The 16,933-nt window shown below is 72.2% G+C and carries 19 protein-coding genes and 1 pseudogene; 10 read left to right on the top strand and 10 right to left on the bottom strand.

Features of this window, described 5'->3' with window-relative positions; all coding sequences use genetic code 11:
• Positions 1-87 precede the first annotated feature (87 nt).
• Positions 88-1,224, top strand: a complete 1,137-nt coding sequence (locus ACIP67_RS04080; protein WP_401687010.1) for a DUF2786 domain-containing protein — start codon at positions 88-90, stop codon at positions 1,222-1,224.
• A 58-nt stretch (positions 1,225-1,282) separates the two neighbouring features.
• On the opposite strand, the gene ACIP67_RS04075 is transcribed toward ACIP67_RS04080, so the two are convergent.
• From ACIP67_RS04075 to rpmB, 6 genes and pseudogenes are all read right to left on the bottom strand, one after another.
• A complete protein-coding gene (locus tag ACIP67_RS04075) occupies positions 1,283-2,158 on the bottom strand; it encodes a pectate lyase (protein WP_401688106.1) in 876 nt (291 codons plus the stop codon).
• Positions 2,138-2,575: pseudogene (locus ACIP67_RS04070) on the bottom strand (RICIN domain-containing protein); the annotation flags it as partial. The gene ACIP67_RS04075 and the pseudogene ACIP67_RS04070, both read right to left, overlap by 21 nt.
• Before the next feature lie 247 nt (positions 2,576-2,822).
• Positions 2,823-3,353 carry a DUF4232 domain-containing protein gene (locus ACIP67_RS04065; protein WP_401687007.1) on the bottom strand — a complete coding sequence of 177 codons (531 nt, stop codon included), beginning with the start codon at positions 3,351-3,353 and terminating at the stop codon, positions 2,823-2,825.
• Between the two features lie 250 nt (positions 3,354-3,603).
• The gene (locus ACIP67_RS04060) at positions 3,604-4,119 is read right to left on the bottom strand and encodes a hypothetical protein (RefSeq protein WP_401688103.1); all 516 of its coding nucleotides are present in this window, start codon (positions 4,117-4,119) and stop codon (positions 3,604-3,606) included.
• A gap of 557 nt (positions 4,120-4,676) precedes the next feature.
• A complete protein-coding gene (gene rpsN / locus ACIP67_RS04055; protein WP_401687004.1) occupies positions 4,677-4,982 on the bottom strand; it encodes a 30S ribosomal protein S14 in 306 nt (101 codons plus the stop codon).
• A complete protein-coding gene (gene rpmB, locus ACIP67_RS04050) occupies positions 4,982-5,218 on the bottom strand; it encodes a 50S ribosomal protein L28 (protein WP_385066022.1) in 237 nt (78 codons plus the stop codon). Before rpmB ends, rpsN begins: the two co-directional genes overlap by 1 nt.
• Positions 5,219-5,280: 62 nt before the next feature.
• Here rpmB and rpmG point away from each other — a divergent pair, with 62 nt between their 5' ends.
• The 5 genes from rpmG to ACIP67_RS04025 all read left to right on the top strand — a co-directional run bounded on the left by rpmG (position 5,281) and on the right by ACIP67_RS04025 (position 8,248).
• Entirely contained in the window at positions 5,281-5,445 is a 165-nt protein-coding gene (gene rpmG, locus ACIP67_RS04045) for a 50S ribosomal protein L33 (RefSeq protein ID WP_401687000.1), read from the top strand.
• Between the two features lie 9 nt (positions 5,446-5,454).
• Entirely contained in the window at positions 5,455-5,709 is a 255-nt protein-coding gene (locus tag ACIP67_RS04040; protein ID WP_389524987.1) for a type B 50S ribosomal protein L31, read from the top strand.
• Entirely contained in the window at positions 5,706-6,983 is a 1,278-nt protein-coding gene (locus ACIP67_RS04035; RefSeq protein ID WP_401686997.1) for a GTP-binding protein, read from the top strand. The genes ACIP67_RS04040 and ACIP67_RS04035 overlap by 4 nt, the downstream gene beginning before the upstream one ends.
• 6 nt (positions 6,984-6,989) lie before the next feature.
• Positions 6,990-7,223 carry a 30S ribosomal protein S18 gene (gene rpsR / locus ACIP67_RS04030; protein WP_401686995.1) on the top strand — a complete coding sequence of 78 codons (234 nt, stop codon included), beginning with the start codon at positions 6,990-6,992 and terminating at the stop codon, positions 7,221-7,223.
• 764 nt (positions 7,224-7,987) lie between these two features.
• Entirely contained in the window at positions 7,988-8,248 is a 261-nt protein-coding gene (locus tag ACIP67_RS04025; RefSeq protein WP_389524979.1) for a DUF397 domain-containing protein, read from the top strand.
• 187 nt (positions 8,249-8,435) lie between these two features.
• Here ACIP67_RS04025 and ACIP67_RS04020 read toward each other — a convergent pair whose 3' ends face one another.
• On the bottom strand, positions 8,436-8,942 hold the full coding sequence (locus tag ACIP67_RS04020; protein ID WP_401686992.1) for an ATP-binding protein: 507 nt from the start codon (positions 8,940-8,942) through the stop codon (positions 8,436-8,438).
• Complete coding sequence (locus ACIP67_RS04015; RefSeq protein ID WP_401688151.1) at positions 8,884-9,114, bottom strand: hypothetical protein; 231 nt, start codon at positions 9,112-9,114, stop codon at positions 8,884-8,886. The genes ACIP67_RS04020 and ACIP67_RS04015 overlap by 59 nt, the downstream gene beginning before the upstream one ends.
• Positions 9,115-9,296: 182 nt before the next feature.
• Here ACIP67_RS04015 and ACIP67_RS04010 point away from each other — a divergent pair, with 182 nt between their 5' ends.
• Together ACIP67_RS04010 and ACIP67_RS04005 are read left to right on the top strand one after the other, a co-directional pair.
• The gene (locus tag ACIP67_RS04010; protein ID WP_401688100.1) at positions 9,297-10,121 is read left to right on the top strand and encodes a helix-turn-helix domain-containing protein; all 825 of its coding nucleotides are present in this window, start codon (positions 9,297-9,299) and stop codon (positions 10,119-10,121) included.
• 109 nt (positions 10,122-10,230) lie between these two features.
• Complete coding sequence (locus ACIP67_RS04005; RefSeq protein ID WP_401686989.1) at positions 10,231-11,691, top strand: aldehyde dehydrogenase family protein; 1,461 nt, start codon at positions 10,231-10,233, stop codon at positions 11,689-11,691.
• Between the two features lie 94 nt (positions 11,692-11,785).
• Here ACIP67_RS04005 and ACIP67_RS04000 read toward each other — a convergent pair whose 3' ends face one another.
• Complete coding sequence (locus ACIP67_RS04000; protein WP_401686986.1) at positions 11,786-13,186, bottom strand: glutamate decarboxylase; 1,401 nt, start codon at positions 13,184-13,186, stop codon at positions 11,786-11,788.
• A 221-nt stretch (positions 13,187-13,407) separates the two neighbouring features.
• Complete coding sequence (locus tag ACIP67_RS03995; protein WP_401686983.1) at positions 13,408-14,691, bottom strand: ion channel protein; 1,284 nt, start codon at positions 14,689-14,691, stop codon at positions 13,408-13,410.
• A gap of 138 nt (positions 14,692-14,829) precedes the next feature.
• Between ACIP67_RS03995 and ACIP67_RS03990 the strand changes: the two genes are divergently transcribed.
• Positions 14,830-15,591 (top strand): MerR family transcriptional regulator, encoded by a 762-nt coding sequence (locus tag ACIP67_RS03990; RefSeq protein WP_401686980.1) that lies wholly within the window; start codon positions 14,830-14,832, stop codon positions 15,589-15,591.
• Positions 15,592-15,773: 182 nt separating this feature from the next.
• The gene (locus ACIP67_RS03985; protein ID WP_401686977.1) at positions 15,774-16,754 is read left to right on the top strand and encodes a DedA family protein; all 981 of its coding nucleotides are present in this window, start codon (positions 15,774-15,776) and stop codon (positions 16,752-16,754) included.
• Positions 16,755-16,933: the final 179 nt, after the last annotated feature.

Raw genomic sequence — 16,933 nt, 5'->3', positions numbered from 1 at the left:
CCGTAGGTTGACGGCCGCGTGCCGTCAACCCCGAGTTGACAGTTGCCGGGACTCCGTACCCGTCCCCGCCCGTGGCACCATCACCGGATGACCAGCAGCACGCCCACCGTCGACCGAGCCCTCCGCGCCGCCCTCTACGAGACGGGCGACACCGCCCTCGACGCGGGCGCGTCCCTGCTCGCCGCCGACCCCTCGGCGGACGCCGGACTCGCGCGGCGCGGCGAGGAGTTCGTGGCGGCGGCCTGGCGGCGCGGCTGGCAGCCCGCCGACGTCGTACGGCTCGTGCGCCGCGACCTGGACGAGCCCCACGTCCGCCTGCTCGCTTCACTGATCCGCGCACAGGACCGCCGGGAGGAGGGGCGCCCGCGCGGCCGGCGCTGGACGGCTCAGCTGGAGGAGCTCCCCACGGAGGCCCCGCCGCGCACCGACCGCTTCTCCCACGCCACCGCGGTCCTGGAGCTCTACCGCCTGCTGCTGCGCCTGCCCACCCTCGAACCCCTCCGGGAACCGCGCCGGGACCGGGCGGCCCGCTCCGACTCCCGCATGCTCACCCGCATCCGTGCCCTGCTCGCCAAGGCGGAGGCGACCGGATACCCGCAGGAGGCGGAGGCGCTCACCGCGAAGGCGCAGGAACTCATGGCCCGGCACAGCGTCGACGAGGCCCTGCTCGACGCCCGAGCCCCGGCCCCGGACGCCCCCGGCGCCTGCCGGATCGGTGTGGAGCCGCCGTACGAGCAGGCCAAGGCGGTGCTCCTGGACGCGGTCGCCGACGCCAACCACTGCCGGGCGGTGTGGAACGAACCCTTCTGCTTCTCCACGGTCGTCGGGTTCGAGGCCGACCTGGAGGTGGTGGAACTGCTCTTCACGTCCCTGCTGGTGCAGGCGCAGACCGCGCTGACCAGGGCGGAGGCGGCCCAGCGGGCGGGCGGCCGCAGACGCACCAAGACCTTCCGCCAGTCCTTCCTCGCCGCCTACGCCCACCGCATCGGCACCCGCCTCGCGGCCGCCGCCGAGACCCCGCTGGCCGACGACCTGCTCCCGGTCCTCGCCACCCGCGACCTCGCGGTCACCGACGCGACGGACCGCATGTTCCCGGAGACCGTCACCACCCGCCTGCGCGGCGTGACCGACGAGGCGGGCTGGACGGAGGGCGCCCAGGCGGCGGACCGGGCCCGGATGCGCTCCCGGCCCCGACTGCCCGGACGAGCCCCGGGCACCGACTGACGCCGTCGCGGCCCGCCCGCCGGACCGGTGACACGGCCGGCGGGCGGGCGGACAGGGCCTACTGGTAGGTCACGTCCGAGGAGTCGTAGACGCAGTACGTGCCGTCCGGGCCACTGCCCAGCTCGGTCGGCTCGTCGCCGCTGCTGTTGCCCTCGAAACGCTCGCACACGGTGATCTTCTTGCTGCTGTCACCGACGATCGTCACGTCGGACAGCGTGGCCGTGTCACCGTAGTTGGAGTTGATCCCGACGACGACCTTGCCGGGGCTGGTGACCTGGACGTTGCTGACCACCACGTGCCGGGTGTACTGCGTCGAGCAGTTGCCGCACGACCGGTAGAGCTTGCCGAAGTCGGAGACCTGGAAGTTCTTGATGGTCAGGGTGCCGGCGCCGTTGTGCTGGAAGACCTTGTCGTCGGCCTTCTGCGCACCGCCACCGTCGATCACGTAGGTCGCCGAGGAGGACTTGCCCTTGAAGGTCGCGGCGTCCTCGCCGACGTCCTCCCACCACACGTTCTGGAGCGTGCAGCTGCCGGAGCAGTGGACGCCGTCGGCGGCCGGGGAGCCGAGGATCACGTTCTTCAGCGTCGCGCCGTCGGCGAGCTTGAAGATCGGGTCCTGGCCCTCGTCCTGGCCGTCGCCGCCCAGGTCGCCCGAACCGTAGAAGCGCTTCAGGGAGCCGTCGTACGTCCCGCTCACCTCGATGGTCTCGGTGACGGCCTGTTCGCCGGTGGCCGTGGGCCAGGAGGCGAACGTGGTGCCGCTGGAGGCCGAGGCGCTTGCCGTCGCCGTCGCCGTCGCCGTCGTCGTCGCGGAGGCGGAGGCGGTGGCCGAAGCCGAGGCCGTCGCGGAGGCGGTGGCGGTGGCGGTGGCCGACGGGGACGCGGAGGCGGACGCCGTCGCACCGGCCGACGGCGTGGCCGACGCACCGCTCACCGTCTGCAGGGTCCAGCTCTTGGTGGCCGCCTTGTCGCAGGAGTTCTGCTGCGCCCGCGCGGACTTGGTGTTCAGGCACTTCTCGCTGTGCGCGTTGACCAGGTGGTACGCGTCGTCCAGCGCGCTGGTCCGCCAGACCTGCGAGGTGCCGTCGTCGCAGGTCTGTTGCTGTACGGCCTTGCCGGCGGAGGCCGAGTCGCCCTGGACCCCGGCGCACAGCCCGGTGGCGGCGGACGCCACGGTGAACCCGTCCCCGGACGCGGTCAGCTTCCAGTTCTGGTCGGCGCCCCCGTCACACGTGGCCAGCGTCAGCTGGACACCGTCCGCCGTGCTCGCCGAGGGGACCTCCAGACAGGTGCCGTCCGAGTTCACCAGACGGTAGGTGCCCGCGCCCGGTCCGGAGGCGGACGCCGTCATCAGCACTCCGCCGACGACGGCGCCGCCGACCAGCGATGCGGCGATGGCGCCGACCAGGACGGTACGGCGACGTCCGTTCCTCCGGCGGTGCCCCGGGCGTGGGGCTGTCTCTGTACTCATGTCGCAGCTTTCGTTCGGCGTGCGATGGCCTTACTCGTCCATCTGGCCCTTTGTCGCCGCCGCCCGGCCGGAGGTTGCCGGACGGCGAGATTTTTTCCCGGGCCCGCCACGGGACCGTTCTTGACGGTCAGTCACCCGCCTGCTGGAAGGCGCTCACCGAGGCGTCCGGGGTGTCCTCGCCCTTCAGGGCCACGTCGCCGTACGTCCACGCGAAGCTCTGGTCCGCCTCGCCGCCCGGCAGCCCGTACTTCACCGTCGTCACGGCGAGGGCCTCCGAGCCACCCTCCTCGGCACGGACGTACGTGATCGTGAAGGAGGTCGTGCCCTGCTCCGGCAGGGTCAGCTCCTGTGCCTCGGCGGCCTCGTTCCGCGGGACGGCGGTGCTGGTGCCGTCGGTGTCGAACTCGACCTCGGGGAAGCCGTCCAGGGTGCACTCGGCGCCGTTGTTCGTGACCGTGACGGTGACGTTGCCGGTGTCCCCGGCGGCGGGAGCGGCGTTCACCGCGCCGAGCTCCATGGCGAGGTCACCGGCGGCACAGGCGGAGCCGGACGCGGCCTTGCTCTCCTCGCCACCGGAGGAGTTGTCGTCCCCGCCGCCGCACGCGGTGAGGAGGAAGGCGGCGGCGAGGGCGGTGACGGTGATCGGAACGGCGCGCATGTATGGGTCCCTTGCATGACGTGACGGTGCTCGAAGGATCATCACGCATGTCCGCCCCGAACCGCCGCCCACCCCGCCATCCGGACCCCCGGTCACAGACCCCGGCCACGGCGGTCACAGGGTCCGGTCACGGCATGCGGTCACCGGGCGCCCAGTGCCCGGACGGCGTACGGCCAGGGCGTCCAACCAGGGCGTGCGGGCATGGCGTGCGGCCAGGGCGTCCGGGCATGGCGCCGGCTAGGGCGTCCGGTCACCCCAGGCCGGCCGTGGGCAGCCCCGACGGCAACTGGCCGCCCTCCGCCCTGGTGTACGTCTCCTGACCGGCCCCGCCCTCCCAGGTGACCCGGAGGGAGTCCGCGTCGACGGAGTCGACCATGCCGGTCGTACGGTCGTCCGTACCGGCCGTGCACTTCAGGCGGATCATCTGCATGTCCGCCTCCTCGCCGGCGGTCCCGCTGCACACGGTCCCGCCGGTCGCGAAGAGGGCGGCCTGCGAACCGGTGACGACCAGGGCGACGGCCTTGCCGTCCGTGGTGGCGAGCCAGCTGCCCTCCAGCTCGGAGGAGGCCCGCGCGGACGCGGACCCGCCGGTGCTGCCGGAGCCGCCGGAGCCGCCCCCGGTGGCCGCGCCCGACGCCGTGCCCGACGCCGTGCCCGACGCCGTGCCGGACGTGGCCGACGGCGTGTCGTCGGACCCGCCGCCGTCGCTGCACGCGGTCAGCGCGAGCGCGCCCGCCAGCGTGGCCGTCACGACGGCGGCCCGCACCGCCCGGCGGCGCGTCCCGCGCGCGGGACGCGCCGAAGGGAAGGTCGGGAGGGAGGCCGGGAGGGAGGGGGAGTGGCTCGAGGAGGGCGTGGTGCGCGAGAAGTTCACCGTGGTCACTGCTAGCTCCCAAGCGGTAGCCGGGCGGCCCGGTCGGCCGGAAGGACCGCAGCAAGCTACCAGCCGCCCACGCCCCGGCAGCACCCCTGGCGGCGCGCCCGGTTGGGCCCCCGGTTGGGCCCCCGGCTGGACCCCTGGCTGCACCCCCGGCGGCGCGCCCAGCGACGCGCCCGGCTGCACCCCCGACTGGAGCCCCGGCAGCACCCCCGGAAGGCCCCCCGGACCGGCCACCGCCGGCATTCCCGGACGGCCCCCGGACCGGCCACCGCCGGCATTCCCGGACGGCCCCCGGACCGGCCACCGCCGGCACCCCCGCCCGCCGTCCGGTCCGCCCCCACCCCCTCAACGACCGCCCATCACCCCCTCAACGACCGCCCATCACCCCCGCCCTCCCCGCGGCCGCCCTCCCAGCGACCGCCCTCCCCGCACCCTCTCCACCTTCACCACGACCCCTTCCGCACTCCCGGCAGATACCCCGCGTGTGCCTGCTCCCGCAAACTCACCCGGGACAGCCCGAACGCGCGGAAGTACCCCCGCGGCCGCCCGTCCACCTGGTCACGGTTGCGTACGCGCGTGGCGCTCGCGTCGCGCGGCTGGCGGCGCAGCTCGCGCTGAGCGGCCTGCCGTTCCGCGTCCGTCGACGACGGGCGCCGGAGGATCTCCTTCAGCTCGGCCCGCCGCCCGGCGTACCGGGCGACGGTCTCCCGCCGCTGCTCGTTCTTCGCGATCTTGCTCTTCTTCGCCATCAGACCCTCACCCCCCGGGCGCGGATCCGGGCCACGGCGGCCTCGACGCCGATCGCGTCGACGGTCCGGATCCCGCGGGCGCTCAACCGCAGCCGCACGTACCGGCCTTCGCCGGGCAGCCAGTACCTCTTGGACTGGATGTTCGGATCGAAGCGGCGCGAGGTGCGCCGGTGGGAGTGGGAGACGCGGTTGCCGAAGCCGGGCCGGGCGCCGGTCAGCATGCAGTGCGCGGACATGGGTGACGTACCTCTCCTGAAGCCGTATCGCTAATGGAATTCATTTTCAGTAAGGTATCAGCATGGCACGCAACGAACTGCGCCCGGTCATCAGACTCCGCTCCACGGCGGGCACCGGCTACACCTACGTCACCCGCAAGAACCGCCGCAACGACCCGGACCGCATGACCCTGCGCAAGTACGACCCCGTCGTCGGCCGTCACGTCGACTTCCGAGAGGAGCGCTGAACCACCGCCATGCGCAAGGGAATCCACCCCGCCTACGGTCCCGTCGTCTTCCGCGACCGGGCCGCGGGTCACGCCTTCCTCACCCGTTCGACGATGACCGGCGAGAAGACGATCGAGTGGGAGGACGGGCACACCTACCCGGTCGTGGACGTCGAGATCTCGAACGTCAGCCACCCCTTCTACACCGGCACCGCCCGCGTCCTGGACACGGCCGGCCGCGTGGAGCGCTTCGAGCTCCGGTACGGGAAGCGGGGCGGGGCGTGAGCCTGTCCGTGGTCCTGGTCGGCGGGCTGCACGCCGACGCCCGCGGGGCGGCCGTCGCGCGGCTGCTCGCCGACGTGCCCGGCGCCGTCGTCCTCCACCACGACCTGTCGACGGCCACCGCCGGTACGGTCGTCCGGACCGTGCGGGACGCCACCGGCGTCCGGTCGGTCCGCGAGGCGCCCCTCGTCGACGACTGCGCCTGCTGCGCCCTGCGCGAGGACCTGGTGCCCGAACCGCGCCGCCTCGCCGACGACGGCAGCACCCGGCTCGCGGTGGTCGAGCTGTGGGACTCCGTCGAGCCCAAGGCGATGGCCGAGGCGGTCGTGGCCGGCGGTCTCACCGTCACCGGCGTGATCACGGCCGTCGACCCGGCACTGCTGCTGCCGTACCTCGCCGACGGCGACGACCTCGCGGACGTCGGCCTCGCCGCGGCCGCCACCGACCGGCGGACCGTCGCCGACACCTTCGCGCGGCAGCTGGAGTACGCCCCGGTCCTGGCCGTCGTGGACTCCCCGGAGGCCGACGACGAGGACCACGAGCTGCTGGCCCAGCTCCACCCCACGGCCCGCAGGGTCGGGGTCCCCGTGCCGGGCGGCCGGCCGGGAAACCGGACGGACACCGGGCCGTCCGCCTCGCCCGGACCCTCGTCCGCCTCGCCCGGACCCTCGTCCGGCACGCCCGGACCCTCGTCCGACTCGCCCGGACCCTCGCCCGGCAGGCCCGGACCCTCGCCCGGTTCCCCGCTGGCCGCCGCCGCCCTCGCCGGCTTCGATGTGGAGGCGGCCGCCGCCGCACAGCACCCGGCCTGCGCACTGCTGCCCGCCGAGGCCGACGCGCACGGCGTCACCACGCTCGTCTGGCACCGCCGCCGCCCCTTCCACCCGGAGCGGCTGTACACGGCGCTGGAGGGGCTGACCTGTGCCGCGGCCCGCAGCAGGGGCCGGTTCTGGCTCGCCGACCGGCCCGACACGCTGCTCCACTGGGACGCGGCGGGCGGAGCCCTGTGCGTGGAGCCGGCCGGGCCGTGGCTCGCGTCGCTGCCCGACGCGGCCTGGGACATGGTGCCGCCCGTGCGTCGCGCGGCCGCCGCGCTGGACTGGCACCCCGAACACGGCGACCGCTGCCAGCACCTGGTCTTCACGTCCCCCGCGCTCGACCGGGACGGCCTGACCGGTCTGCTGGAGTCCTGTCTGCTCACCGACGCCGAGTACGCCGCCGGGCGCGACGCCTGGAAGCGGCTGCCGCCCGCCTTCGACACCCTTCTGGAGGTCTGACCCCCGATGCCCCGCAGGAGCGAGCGCGAACCCGCCCGGAACCGGCCCAACCCGCTGGACCGGGCCGGGATCACGTACGTCGACTACAAGGACACCGACCTGCTGCGGACGTTCCTCTCCGACCGCGGCAAGATCCGCAGCCGCCGGGTCACCCGGATCTCGGCCCGGCAGCAGCGCCAGGTGGCCCGCGCGATCAAGAGCGCCCGGGAGATGGCCCTCCTGCCGTACGGCGGCCGCTGACGCCGAGGACAGCAGCGGAGACCGGCCACCGGCGTAGGAACGGCCCCGCCGATGGCGTATGCCCGGGAGCCGTTCGAAGGAGCGGGAATACGACCGCTGTCCGGTTCCGTCGCGTGCCGGCTCCGGGTGAATCTGCGCCGACGTGCCCTCGGCGCGGCCCTGTGCGCGCCGGTCCCGTCGCTCGCCCCCGTGGACGATCTCCCCGTCGTCCGCGGGGGCGAGCGCTTGTCGCGGACGCCCGGCGCGGGGGAGGCGGCCCGGCCTGTTCGCGCCGGGGGCGGGGGAGGTGCGTGGCGTTCCGGTTCGCGCGGCGCGAGGGCCTCGCGGGCCGCCCGCGCGCCGCGCGGCCGAGGCGAGCGGACGGTCCGCGTCCGCCCGGGCGCGGGGGCCCCGGCCGGAACCCGCGGCGTGCACGGTGCGTCGCCGGCCGAACCGGCTGCGCGACGCCGGAACACGGGCGCCACCCGGTGCGTCTTCTCCTGTACGCGATAGTTCGATCCGAACCATCTGTGGGCGGCCCGCGCAGTCGCGGGCCGCCCACAGGAACCGGTGGTCGCATGGCCCGTGGACCCCGGGGCAGACGCGCGACGGGGGCCGAAGGTCGAACGCATCGGGTACGGCGGGCGTCCCTGCTGTAACCGCACGGGCACCGGGCGTGCACGTGCATCTGCTCATGCAGCTGCACATGAACGGGGTTATGATCCGGAACAGTTGACCACGGCACCTATGGCCACACGAGCCAGTGCACCACCAGGGAGCGACCTGTGGACCACGACGTTGACGGGGGGCATGACGTGTACAACGGCATGGCGGCCACACAGTTGTCCGGGGTTGCCTGGCAGAAGAGCCGGCACAGCAATTCACAGGGTTCCTGCGTCGAGTTCGCGCGGTTGCCCGGCGGTGAGGTGGCCGTGCGCAACTCGCGCTTCCCGGACGGTCCCGCGCTCGTCTACACGCGTGCCGAGATCGAGGCGATGCTGCTGGGTATCAAGGACGGCGAGTTCGACCACCTGATCGCCAGCTGACCACCGTCTGCCGCGTGCCGCGTGCCGTCTGCCGTCTACGCCCGCTGCCCCTCGTCTGCTGCCTGCTGCCTGCTGCCTGCTGCCTGCCGTCGGCTGTCGGCGGAAACTCTGCGGAAAATCTGCGGGAAGGGGCGGAAAAACGGCTACGACGCGCGTAGAACCGCGGCGTCACAAGACGCCGCGGTTCTCATCCGTCCGCGGTGGGCAGCCGGAACAGCGCCCACACGACCTTGCCGCCCAGCGTGCCGGCGAACGGGTGCCAGCCCCAGCCGTCGGCGAACGAGTCGACCAGGAACAGGCCGCGGCCGCACTCGGCGGCGAAATCGTCCGCCTCGCGCGGCAGCGGGCTGTCGTCGCTGGGATCGCGCACCGCGCACACCAGCCGCTCGGTCCACCGCATCAGGTGCAGGCGCACGGGCGGGTGCTGCCCGTGCGGGAGGCGGGTGGCGCAGTCGGACGGCAGTCCGTGCCGCAGGGCGTTGGTCACCAGCTCGGAGACGACCAGACAGACATCGTCGAAACGGTCGCCGACGTCCCACTGTCCGAGCGTTCTGCGGGTGAACCGCCGTGCCTCGCGCACCGCTTCGTGGCGGGCGGGCAGTGCGCAGGAGGCGGCGTCGGACACGGCCGCGGGATCAAGCGGCGGAAGGCCCTGCCGTAACGGCTCGAGCATGGTCGATCCATTCGTCCCCATGCGAGGCACTCCCGGGATTCGCGGTCGTTGCGATGCAGCGGTGGCGCGGGACCATCGTTTCCGATGCGTAGGGCAGATGCAAGGGCAGATGCACGTGCACGTGACCGAAATGGACCTGCCCGTACCGCTTCTTGGCCATTTTTTCCGCCATCTTCTTGCCGATCAGGGGCATGCTCTTGCCTTCTCCCCTCTCTTCCCTGAGGTCACTCTGTGCGTATCCTTTGGCTTCTTTCCATCTCTGTAATCGGACGAGTACAGCTCGAAGTGTTTTAGTGGCAGACTGCGGGACCCTGAGAACGGTTGGGGAGGCTGGCGAAGGTGAGCGCGGGAGAGCCCGGATCGGTGGTGCGGCGGATGCTGCTCGGCTCGCAACTACGGCGACTGCGAGAGGCGCGCGGCATCACGCGCGAGGCGGCCGGCTACTCGATCCGTGCGTCGGAGTCGAAGATCAGCCGCATGGAGCTGGGCCGGGTGAGCTTCAAGACGCGGGACGTCGAGGACCTGCTGACGCTGTACGGCATCACGGACGACACCGAGCGCCAGGCGCTCGTCTCGCTCGCCCGCGAGGCCAACGTGGCGGGGTGGTGGCACAGTTACTCCGACGTCCTGCCCAACTGGTTCCCGACGTACGTCGGCCTGGAGGGCGCCGCCTCGCTGATCCGTGTCTACGAGGTGCAGTTCGTGCACGGGCTGCTCCAGACCGAGGCGTACGCGCACGCGGTCGTGCGACGCGGCATGAAGGGCGCGAGCGTGGCCGACATCGACCGTCGGGTGGCGCTGCGCCTGGAGCGGCAGAAGTACCTCGTGGCCGAGAACGCCCCCGACTTCCACATCGTCCTCGACGAGGCCGCCCTGCGCCGGCCCTACGGCGACCGCGAGGTGATGCGCGGGCAGCTCCAGCACCTGATCGACATCTCCGAGCGCCCCAACGTGCGGCTCCAGATCATGCCGTTCGGCTTCGGCGGGCACTCCGGGGAGAGCGGCGCCTTCACCATCCTCAGCTTCCCGGAGTCGGACCTGTCGGACGTCGTCTACCTGGAGCAGCTCACCAGCGCCCTCTACCTGGACAAGCGCGAGGACGTCGCCCAGTACGAGCAGGCGCTGAAGGAGCTCCAGCAGGACAGCCCCGGGCCCGACGAGAGCCGGGACCTGCTGCGCGGTCTGCTCCAGCTTTCCTAGGGTTTTCCCCAGAGAAACCCGGAGGAGCCACAACCCTCTTGCCGGGCTCGTACGATGACGTCCCATCAGATCGCGACGTCGGTCGCAGCGCAGGGGATTGAGGGATCACATGTCGTCGTACTTCACCGACCTGGCCCAGCAGTACATCGACGGTGAGTGGCGCCCGGGCACAGGCTCGTGGGACATCATCGACCTCAACCCCTACGACGGCGAGAAGCTCGCCTCGATCACGATAGCCACGGTCGACGAGGTCGATCAGGCCTACCGGGCCGCCGCCCGTGCCCAGAAGGCCTGGGCCGCGACCAACGCCTATGCCCGCCGCGCCGTCTTCGAGAAGGTGCTGCGCCTGGTCGAGGAGCGCGAGCGGGAGATCACCGAGGTGATCATCGCCGAGCTCGGCGGCACCGGCCTCAAGGCCGCCTTCGAACTGCACCTCGCCAAGGAGTTCCTGCGCGAGTCGATCCACCTGGCGCTGCGCCCCGAGGGCCGGATCATCCCCTCGCCGGTCGACGGCAAGGAGAACCGCCTCTACCGCCTCCCGGTGGGCGTCGTCGGCGTGATCAGCCCCTTCAACTTCCCCTTCCTGCTGTCGCTGAAGTCCGTCGCGCCCGCCCTGGCGCTGGGCAACGCCGTGGTCCTCAAGCCCCACCAGGACACCCCGATCGTCGGCGGCACGCTGGTCGCGAAGCTCTTCGAGGACGCGGGCCTGCCCGCCGGCCTGCTGAACGTGGTCCTCACCGACGTCGCCGAGATCGGTGACGCCTTCCTCGAGCACCCGGTCCCGCGGGTCATCTCCTTCACCGGCTCCGACAAGGTCGGCCGTCACGTCGCCACCGTCTGCGCCGCGCACTTCAAGCGCACGATCCTTGAACTGGGCGGCAACAGCGCCCTCGTGGTCCTCGACGACGCCGACGTCGACTACGCCGTCGACGCGGCCGTCTTCAGCCGCTACGTCCACCAGGGCCAGGTCTGCATGGCCGCCAACCGTGTCCTGGTCGACCGCTCGATCGCCGACGAGTTCACCGAGAAGTTCGTCGCCAAGGTGAAGTCCCTCAAGGCCGGCGACCCGAGCGACCCGCAGACGGTGATCGGCCCGGTCATCAACTCCTCCCAGGCGGAGTCCCTGACGGCCGCCGTGGAGCAGGCCGTCGCGGGCGGCGCGACGGCCCTCGTCCACGGCACCACCACCGACAACCTCGTCGAGCCCAGCGTCCTCACGGACGTCCCCGCCGACTCGCCCCTGCTGCGCCAGGAACTCTTCGGCCCGGTCGCCTTCCTCATCCCCTTCGACGGCGAGGAAGAGGCCGTCCGCCTCGTCAACGACACCCCGTACGGCCTCAGCGGCGCCGTCCACACCGGCGACGTCGAGCGCGGCGTCCGCTTCGCCCAGCGGATCGACACCGGCATGTTCCACGTCAACGACGGCACCGTCCACGACGAGCCCCTCGTGCCCTTCGGCGGCGAGAAGAACTCGGGCGTCGGCCGTCTCAACGGCGAGACGACGCTGGAGGCGTTCACCACCACCAAGTGGATCTCCGTCCAGCACGGCCGGAGCGGCTTCCCGTTCTAGAGCCGGTCGTTCGGTCGGTCGCCGGAGTAGGCCGGTCCTCGCCCCTGGGCCGCGAGACCCGCCGGGGAGGGCGGCCGGCGGGCTCCGGCGCGCCTCAGTGGTGGAAGCCGGTCGCAGCCCCCTTGTCCCGGACCGCCGGTCCCGACTGGCGCCGCAGCTCCGGCAGCAGCCGTTCCAGGTCCTCCACGAACAGTTCCGCGAGGTCCTCCGAGAAGCCGTTGCGGCAGACGACCCGCAGGACGGAGAGGTCCTCCCGGTTCGGCGGGAAGGTGTACGCCGGGACCAGCCAGCCGTTCTCCCGCAGCCGGCGGGAGACGTCGAAGACGTCGTACGCCGTCACGTCCGGTGCCGTCGTGAACGCGAAGACCGGCAGCTGGTCGCCCCGGGTGAGGAGCCGGAAGTCGCCGAGGGCCTCCACGCGGTCGGCGATGCCCCGGGCCACGTCCCGAGTGGTCTGCTGCACCGCGCGGTAGCCCTCGCGGCCGAGTCTGAGCAGCGTGTAGTACTGGGCGACGACCTGGGCGCCGGGCCGGGAGAAGTTCAGTGCGAAGGTCGGCATGTCGCCGCCCAGGTAGTTCACCCGGAAGACGAGTTCCTCCGGCAGAGCCTCCTTGTCCCGCCACAACGCCCAGCCCACCCCGGGGTACACCAGGCCGTACTTGTGCCCCGAGGTGTTGATCGACGCCACCCGCGGGAGACGAAAGTCCCACACCAGGTCCTCGTCCAGGAAGGGGGCGACCATCGCGCCGGACGCGCCGTCGACATGCACCGGGATGTCGAGGCCGGCGCGCTCCTGGAGGGCGTCCAGGGCCGCGCACAGGTCGGCGATCGGCTCGTAGGACCCGTCGAAGGTGGAGCCGAGGATGCCCACGACCCCGATGGTGTTCTCGTCGCACAGCTCGGCGGCGGCCTGCGGGTCGAGGTGGTAGCGGTCGCCCTCCATGGGGATCAGACGGGCCTCCACCTCCCAGAAGTTGCAGAACTTCTCCCAGCACACCTGGACGTTGACGCCCATGACGAGGTTCGGCCGCGCTCCGGGGGCCTGACCCCGCTTGCTCCAGCGCCGCTTCAGCGCCATCCCGGCCAGCATGCACGCCTCGCTGGACCCGGTCGTCGAACAGCCCACCGCCGCCGACGGATCCGGCGCGTTCCACAGATCGGCGAGCATCGCCACACAGCGGCGCTCCAGCTCGGCGGTGCGCGGGTACTCGTCCTTGTCGATCATGTTCTTGTCCCGGCACTCGCCCATCAGGACGCCGGCCTGCGGCTCCATCCAGGTGGTGACGAAAGTGGCCAGGTTCAGCCGTGCGTTGCCGTCCAGCATCAGCTCGTCGTGGACCAGCTGGTACGCCGCCGACGGAGCCATCGGTTCGTCCGGCAGCCGGTGCTTGGGCGGGGCCTCGGCCATGCCGCCGACCGGGTTCGCCTCACCGTAGAACGGGTTCACGGACAGGGGGCGTTCGTCGGGCTTCTGGGGACCTTTGTGCAGGGGCACGGGCTTCCTCCCAACCGCGGACCGGCCTCCGGCCGGCTCGCATCGGCTTGCATCACTTCATCGGATCGGGGGGTGTGTTCGGTTCATCGGGTCGAGGGGGTGTGTGCGGTTCACCGGGTCGAGGGGGCGTCTGCGGTTCGGATCGGGGGTGTGTTCGGTTCATCAGGTCGCGGGGCGTCTGTCCGGTTCATCGGATCGAGGGGCCCGTCCGGTTCACACGCTCAGCGCACCGCCGTTCCGTCGTCGCGCAACTGCATCTGCGGCCGGCCCGTCACCAGCAGCCAGGCCGGGAGCGAGGCGATGCACAGCAGCGCGAGGATCGTCGGGGAGGACACCAGGACGGCCGCGACGAACAGGCTCACCCAGCCCTGCCGGGTGATGGCCAGCAGCAGGCCCAGCACGCCCGTGGCCACGCCCACCGCCGGATGCACCCCGGGCACCAGCGCGTGGGCCGTGAGGCCGAGAGCGGAGCCGATGAACACGGCGGGGAAGATCCGCCCGCCCCGGAACCCGCAGGACGCGGCGACGAGCAACGCGGCCAGCTTCACCACCGTCATCGTGGCCAGCTGTCCGGCCGACCAGCGGTCCGGATCGGCCGCGAGCTCCCCGACCTCCTCCAGTCCCTTGAAGAGCGTCAGCTGGCCGCCCAGGGCAGCCAGCAGCCCCAGCACGAGCCCGCCGGCCGGCAGCGCCAGCATCGGGTGCCCGAGGCGCGAGAACGCGCCGTGCACGTACGGGAGGGCCCGTACGGCGCACATGCCGAGCAGCGCGGACACGGACGCGATCACGAGCGCCGCGAGCAGGTCGGTCCAGCCGGGATGTCCGAACGGGGGGAGGTGGAGGTCGAAGCTCGGCTCGGCCACCAGGGTGGTGGTCATCGAGCCCGCCGCCGCCGCGACCAGCGGCGCGAAGACGCTGTCCCACAGCGGCCCCTTGGTCCCTCTGCCCGCCAGCGCCTCGGAGATCAGCAGCGCCGCCGCGACCGGGGTCCCGAACAACGCACCGATGGTCGCCGCCTCGGCGAGCACCGGCCACACCGGGCCCGGCATCCGGGGCACCAGCCTGCGCCCCAGCCAGAAGGCGACCGCGACGTTCACCGCGATGATCGGGTTCTCCGGACCCAGGCTCGGCCCGCCCGCCAGCATCAGCGCGGTCGCCACCACCAGGCCCGGGAGGACGACGGGCGGCAGCACGGGCGCGTCCAGGCCCGTCGTGGCGGGGTCGGGCCCCGCGTGCCCCGGAGCCTTCCACACCACGAGACCGACCAGGATCCCGGTCGAGGTCAGCATGGCGAGCATCCACAGCACCGAGTACCGGCCCACCCCCAGCGCGTCCGGAAGATTCCCCCACAGCACGCCCTGGAGCTGCTCGGCCGCCCCGCTCACCAGCAGGAGCAGCAGGCTCGCCAGGACGCCGACGGCCAGGGCGGGCAGGATCAGCGGCAGCAGGGCGCGTGCCGGGGTCGAGGGAGCGGTGGGCGCCTGCCGTGTGCTGTCCTGGGCCACGACCTCACGCTAAGCGGGCAGAACCGACACGGCATCCGGGGCGAGCCGAAGGGGGGGGCGGGCGGGGCCGACGGGACTTGCACCTCACGCGGCGTGAGGACGCACCGTGGAACGCGAACCGAGAAGGGGGCGGACGAAGTGAGCTACGCCATAGGACAGGTGGCGGGTTTCGCCGGGGTCACGGTGCGCACCCTGCACCACTACGACGAGATCGGCCTGCTCGTCCCCGGCGGCCGCAGCCACGCGGGCCACCGGCGTTACGGCGACGCCGACCTCGACAGGCTCCAGCGGATCCTGTTCTACCGCGAGCTCGGCTTCCCGCTCGAGGAGGTCGCCGCCCTGCTGGACGACCCGGACGCGGACCCGCGCGCGCACCTGCGCCGCCAGCACGAACTGCTGACCGCGCGGATCGAGAAACTCCAGAAGATGGCCGCGGCCGTGGAACACGCCATGGAGGCACACGAGATGGGCATCGAACTCACGCCCGAGGAGAGGTTCGAGGTCTTCGGCGACAAGGACCCCGAGCGGTACGCGGAGGAGGCGGAGGCCCGCTGGGGCGGCACCGAGGCCCACGCCGAGTCCCGGCGCCGCGTCGCCCGCTACACCAAGGACGACTGGAAACGACTCCAGGCCGAGGTCGACGCCTGGAGCGAGCGCTACACGGACCTCATGGAGGCCGGCGGGCCGCCCGACGGCGAGGCGGCCATGGACCTCGCCGAGGCCCACCGACGGCACATCTGCACCTGGTACTACGAGTGCCCGTACGACATGCACCGCTGTCTGGGCGAGATGTACGTCTCCGACGAGCGTTTCAAGGCGTTCTACGACTCCATGCGGCCCGGTCTCGCCGAGCACCTCAAGGAGGCGATCTCGGCGAACGCGGCCCGGTACACCTCCTAGGACCCGGTACGTCCGCTGGGGCCCCGCCCGCCTGCGTGGTTCTCGGTGCCCGTGCCACAGGTTTCACCGACCGGGATCACAGTGCATCCTGGGAAGCCCCATGGAACCTGGGCCGCGGCGGCTGCGTTGATACGTTGGGGCAGCCAGCCCCAGCCCGTACCCACAGCAGGAGCCACATCCCCGTGACCACGCTTGCGCTAGGCCCCGAGTGGCTCAGCCCGGACTACCTGATCGAGACCTTCAGCCTGCCCGGCATCCTGCTGATCGTCTTCGCCGAGTCCGGCCTCTTCGCCTTCCTCCCGGGTGACTCCCTGCTGTTCACGGCGGGTCTCTTCGTGGCGCAGGGGCAGTACATCAGCCAGCCCCTGTGGCTGGTCTGCGCGCTGATCGTGATCGCCGCCATCGTCGGCGACCAAGTGGGTTACATGATCGGCAAGTTCTTCGGTCCCAAGCTCTTCAGCCGGCCCAACTCCAAGCTCTTCAAACAGGAGAACCTGGAGAAAGCGCACGAGTTCATGGAGAAGTACGGCCCCAAGGCGATCGTCCTGGCCCGCTTCGTGCCGATCGTGCGCACCTTCGCCCCCATCGTGGCGGGCGCCGGCCGCATGAAGTACCGCACCTTCCTGTCGTACAACGTGATCGGCGGCGTCGCCTGGGGCACCGGCGTCACCCTCGCGGGCTACTGGCTCGGCCAGATCGAGGTCATCCGGACCAACGTGGAGGCGATCCTCGTCCTCATCGTGGTCGTCTCCGTCGTGCCGATCATCATCGAGTACCTGCGCGAGCGGGGGAAGAAGAGGCGCGCGGCGGCGGAGGAGCCCCACGCCCCGGCCATGGCCCAGGCCCACACCCCGGTCATGGACGACGCCACGACCCAGCTCCGCCGCATCGACCAGCACGAGCCGTACGCCGCCCACCAGGGCCAGGGCGAGTACCGGGACGGGCACCAGGAGGAGTACCGGGACGGGCACCAGGCGGGCTACCAGGACGACTACTACGGCCGGCAGCAGTACCCCCACCAGCAGCAGTACCCGCAGGAGCAGCCGTACCAGCAGCAGTACCCACCGCAGCAGGACTGGCAGCCCCAACAGCAGCCCCAGCAGCAGCCGTACGGCGGCCAGCAGCACCAGAACGGCCAGTACCCCTACAACCAGGGCTACTGACACCGGCCCGCAAGGGGCGCGGGGAACTGCGCGACAAGCCACGACGAGCCCGCGCCCGCACGGCACACACCGCACCGGCACGCACCGCACCGGCACGCACCGCACCGGCACGCACCGCACCGGCACGCACCGCACCGGCACGCACCGCACCGGCACGCACCGCACCGGCACGCACCGCA

It is taken from the genome of Streptomyces sp. NPDC088812, assembly GCF_044750285.1.
In the GTDB taxonomy this organism is placed as follows: domain Bacteria; phylum Actinomycetota; class Actinomycetes; order Streptomycetales; family Streptomycetaceae; genus Streptomyces.
The sequence above is the reverse complement of the archived record's forward strand: the minus strand, read 5'-3'. Positions and strand labels throughout refer to the sequence as shown.

Bases quoted from the DNA above. Each gene is read 5' to 3' on its own strand.
- rpsR (WP_401686995.1), top strand. From the start codon at position 6,990: ATGCCCCGCAGGAGCGAGCGCGAACCCGCCCGGAACCGGCCCAACCCG.
- rpmB (WP_385066022.1), bottom strand. From the start codon at position 5,218: ATGTCCGCGCACTGCATGCTGACCGGCGCCCGGCCCGGCTTCGGCAAC.
- rpmG (WP_401687000.1), top strand. From the start codon at position 5,281: ATGGCACGCAACGAACTGCGCCCGGTCATCAGACTCCGCTCCACGGCG.
- ACIP67_RS04015 (WP_401688151.1), bottom strand. From the start codon at position 9,114: ATGCCCCTGATCGGCAAGAAGATGGCGGAAAAAATGGCCAAGAAGCGG.
- rpsN (WP_401687004.1), bottom strand. From the start codon at position 4,982: ATGGCGAAGAAGAGCAAGATCGCGAAGAACGAGCAGCGGCGGGAGACC.
- ACIP67_RS04020 (WP_401686992.1), bottom strand. From the start codon at position 8,942: ATGGGGACGAATGGATCGACCATGCTCGAGCCGTTACGGCAGGGCCTT.
- ACIP67_RS04065 (WP_401687007.1), bottom strand. From the start codon at position 3,353: ATGCGCGCCGTTCCGATCACCGTCACCGCCCTCGCCGCCGCCTTCCTC.
- ACIP67_RS04080 (WP_401687010.1), top strand. From the start codon at position 88: ATGACCAGCAGCACGCCCACCGTCGACCGAGCCCTCCGCGCCGCCCTC.
- ACIP67_RS04010 (WP_401688100.1), top strand. From the start codon at position 9,297: ATGCTGCTCGGCTCGCAACTACGGCGACTGCGAGAGGCGCGCGGCATC.
- ACIP67_RS04040 (WP_389524987.1), top strand. From the start codon at position 5,455: ATGCGCAAGGGAATCCACCCCGCCTACGGTCCCGTCGTCTTCCGCGAC.
- ACIP67_RS04005 (WP_401686989.1), top strand. From the start codon at position 10,231: ATGTCGTCGTACTTCACCGACCTGGCCCAGCAGTACATCGACGGTGAG.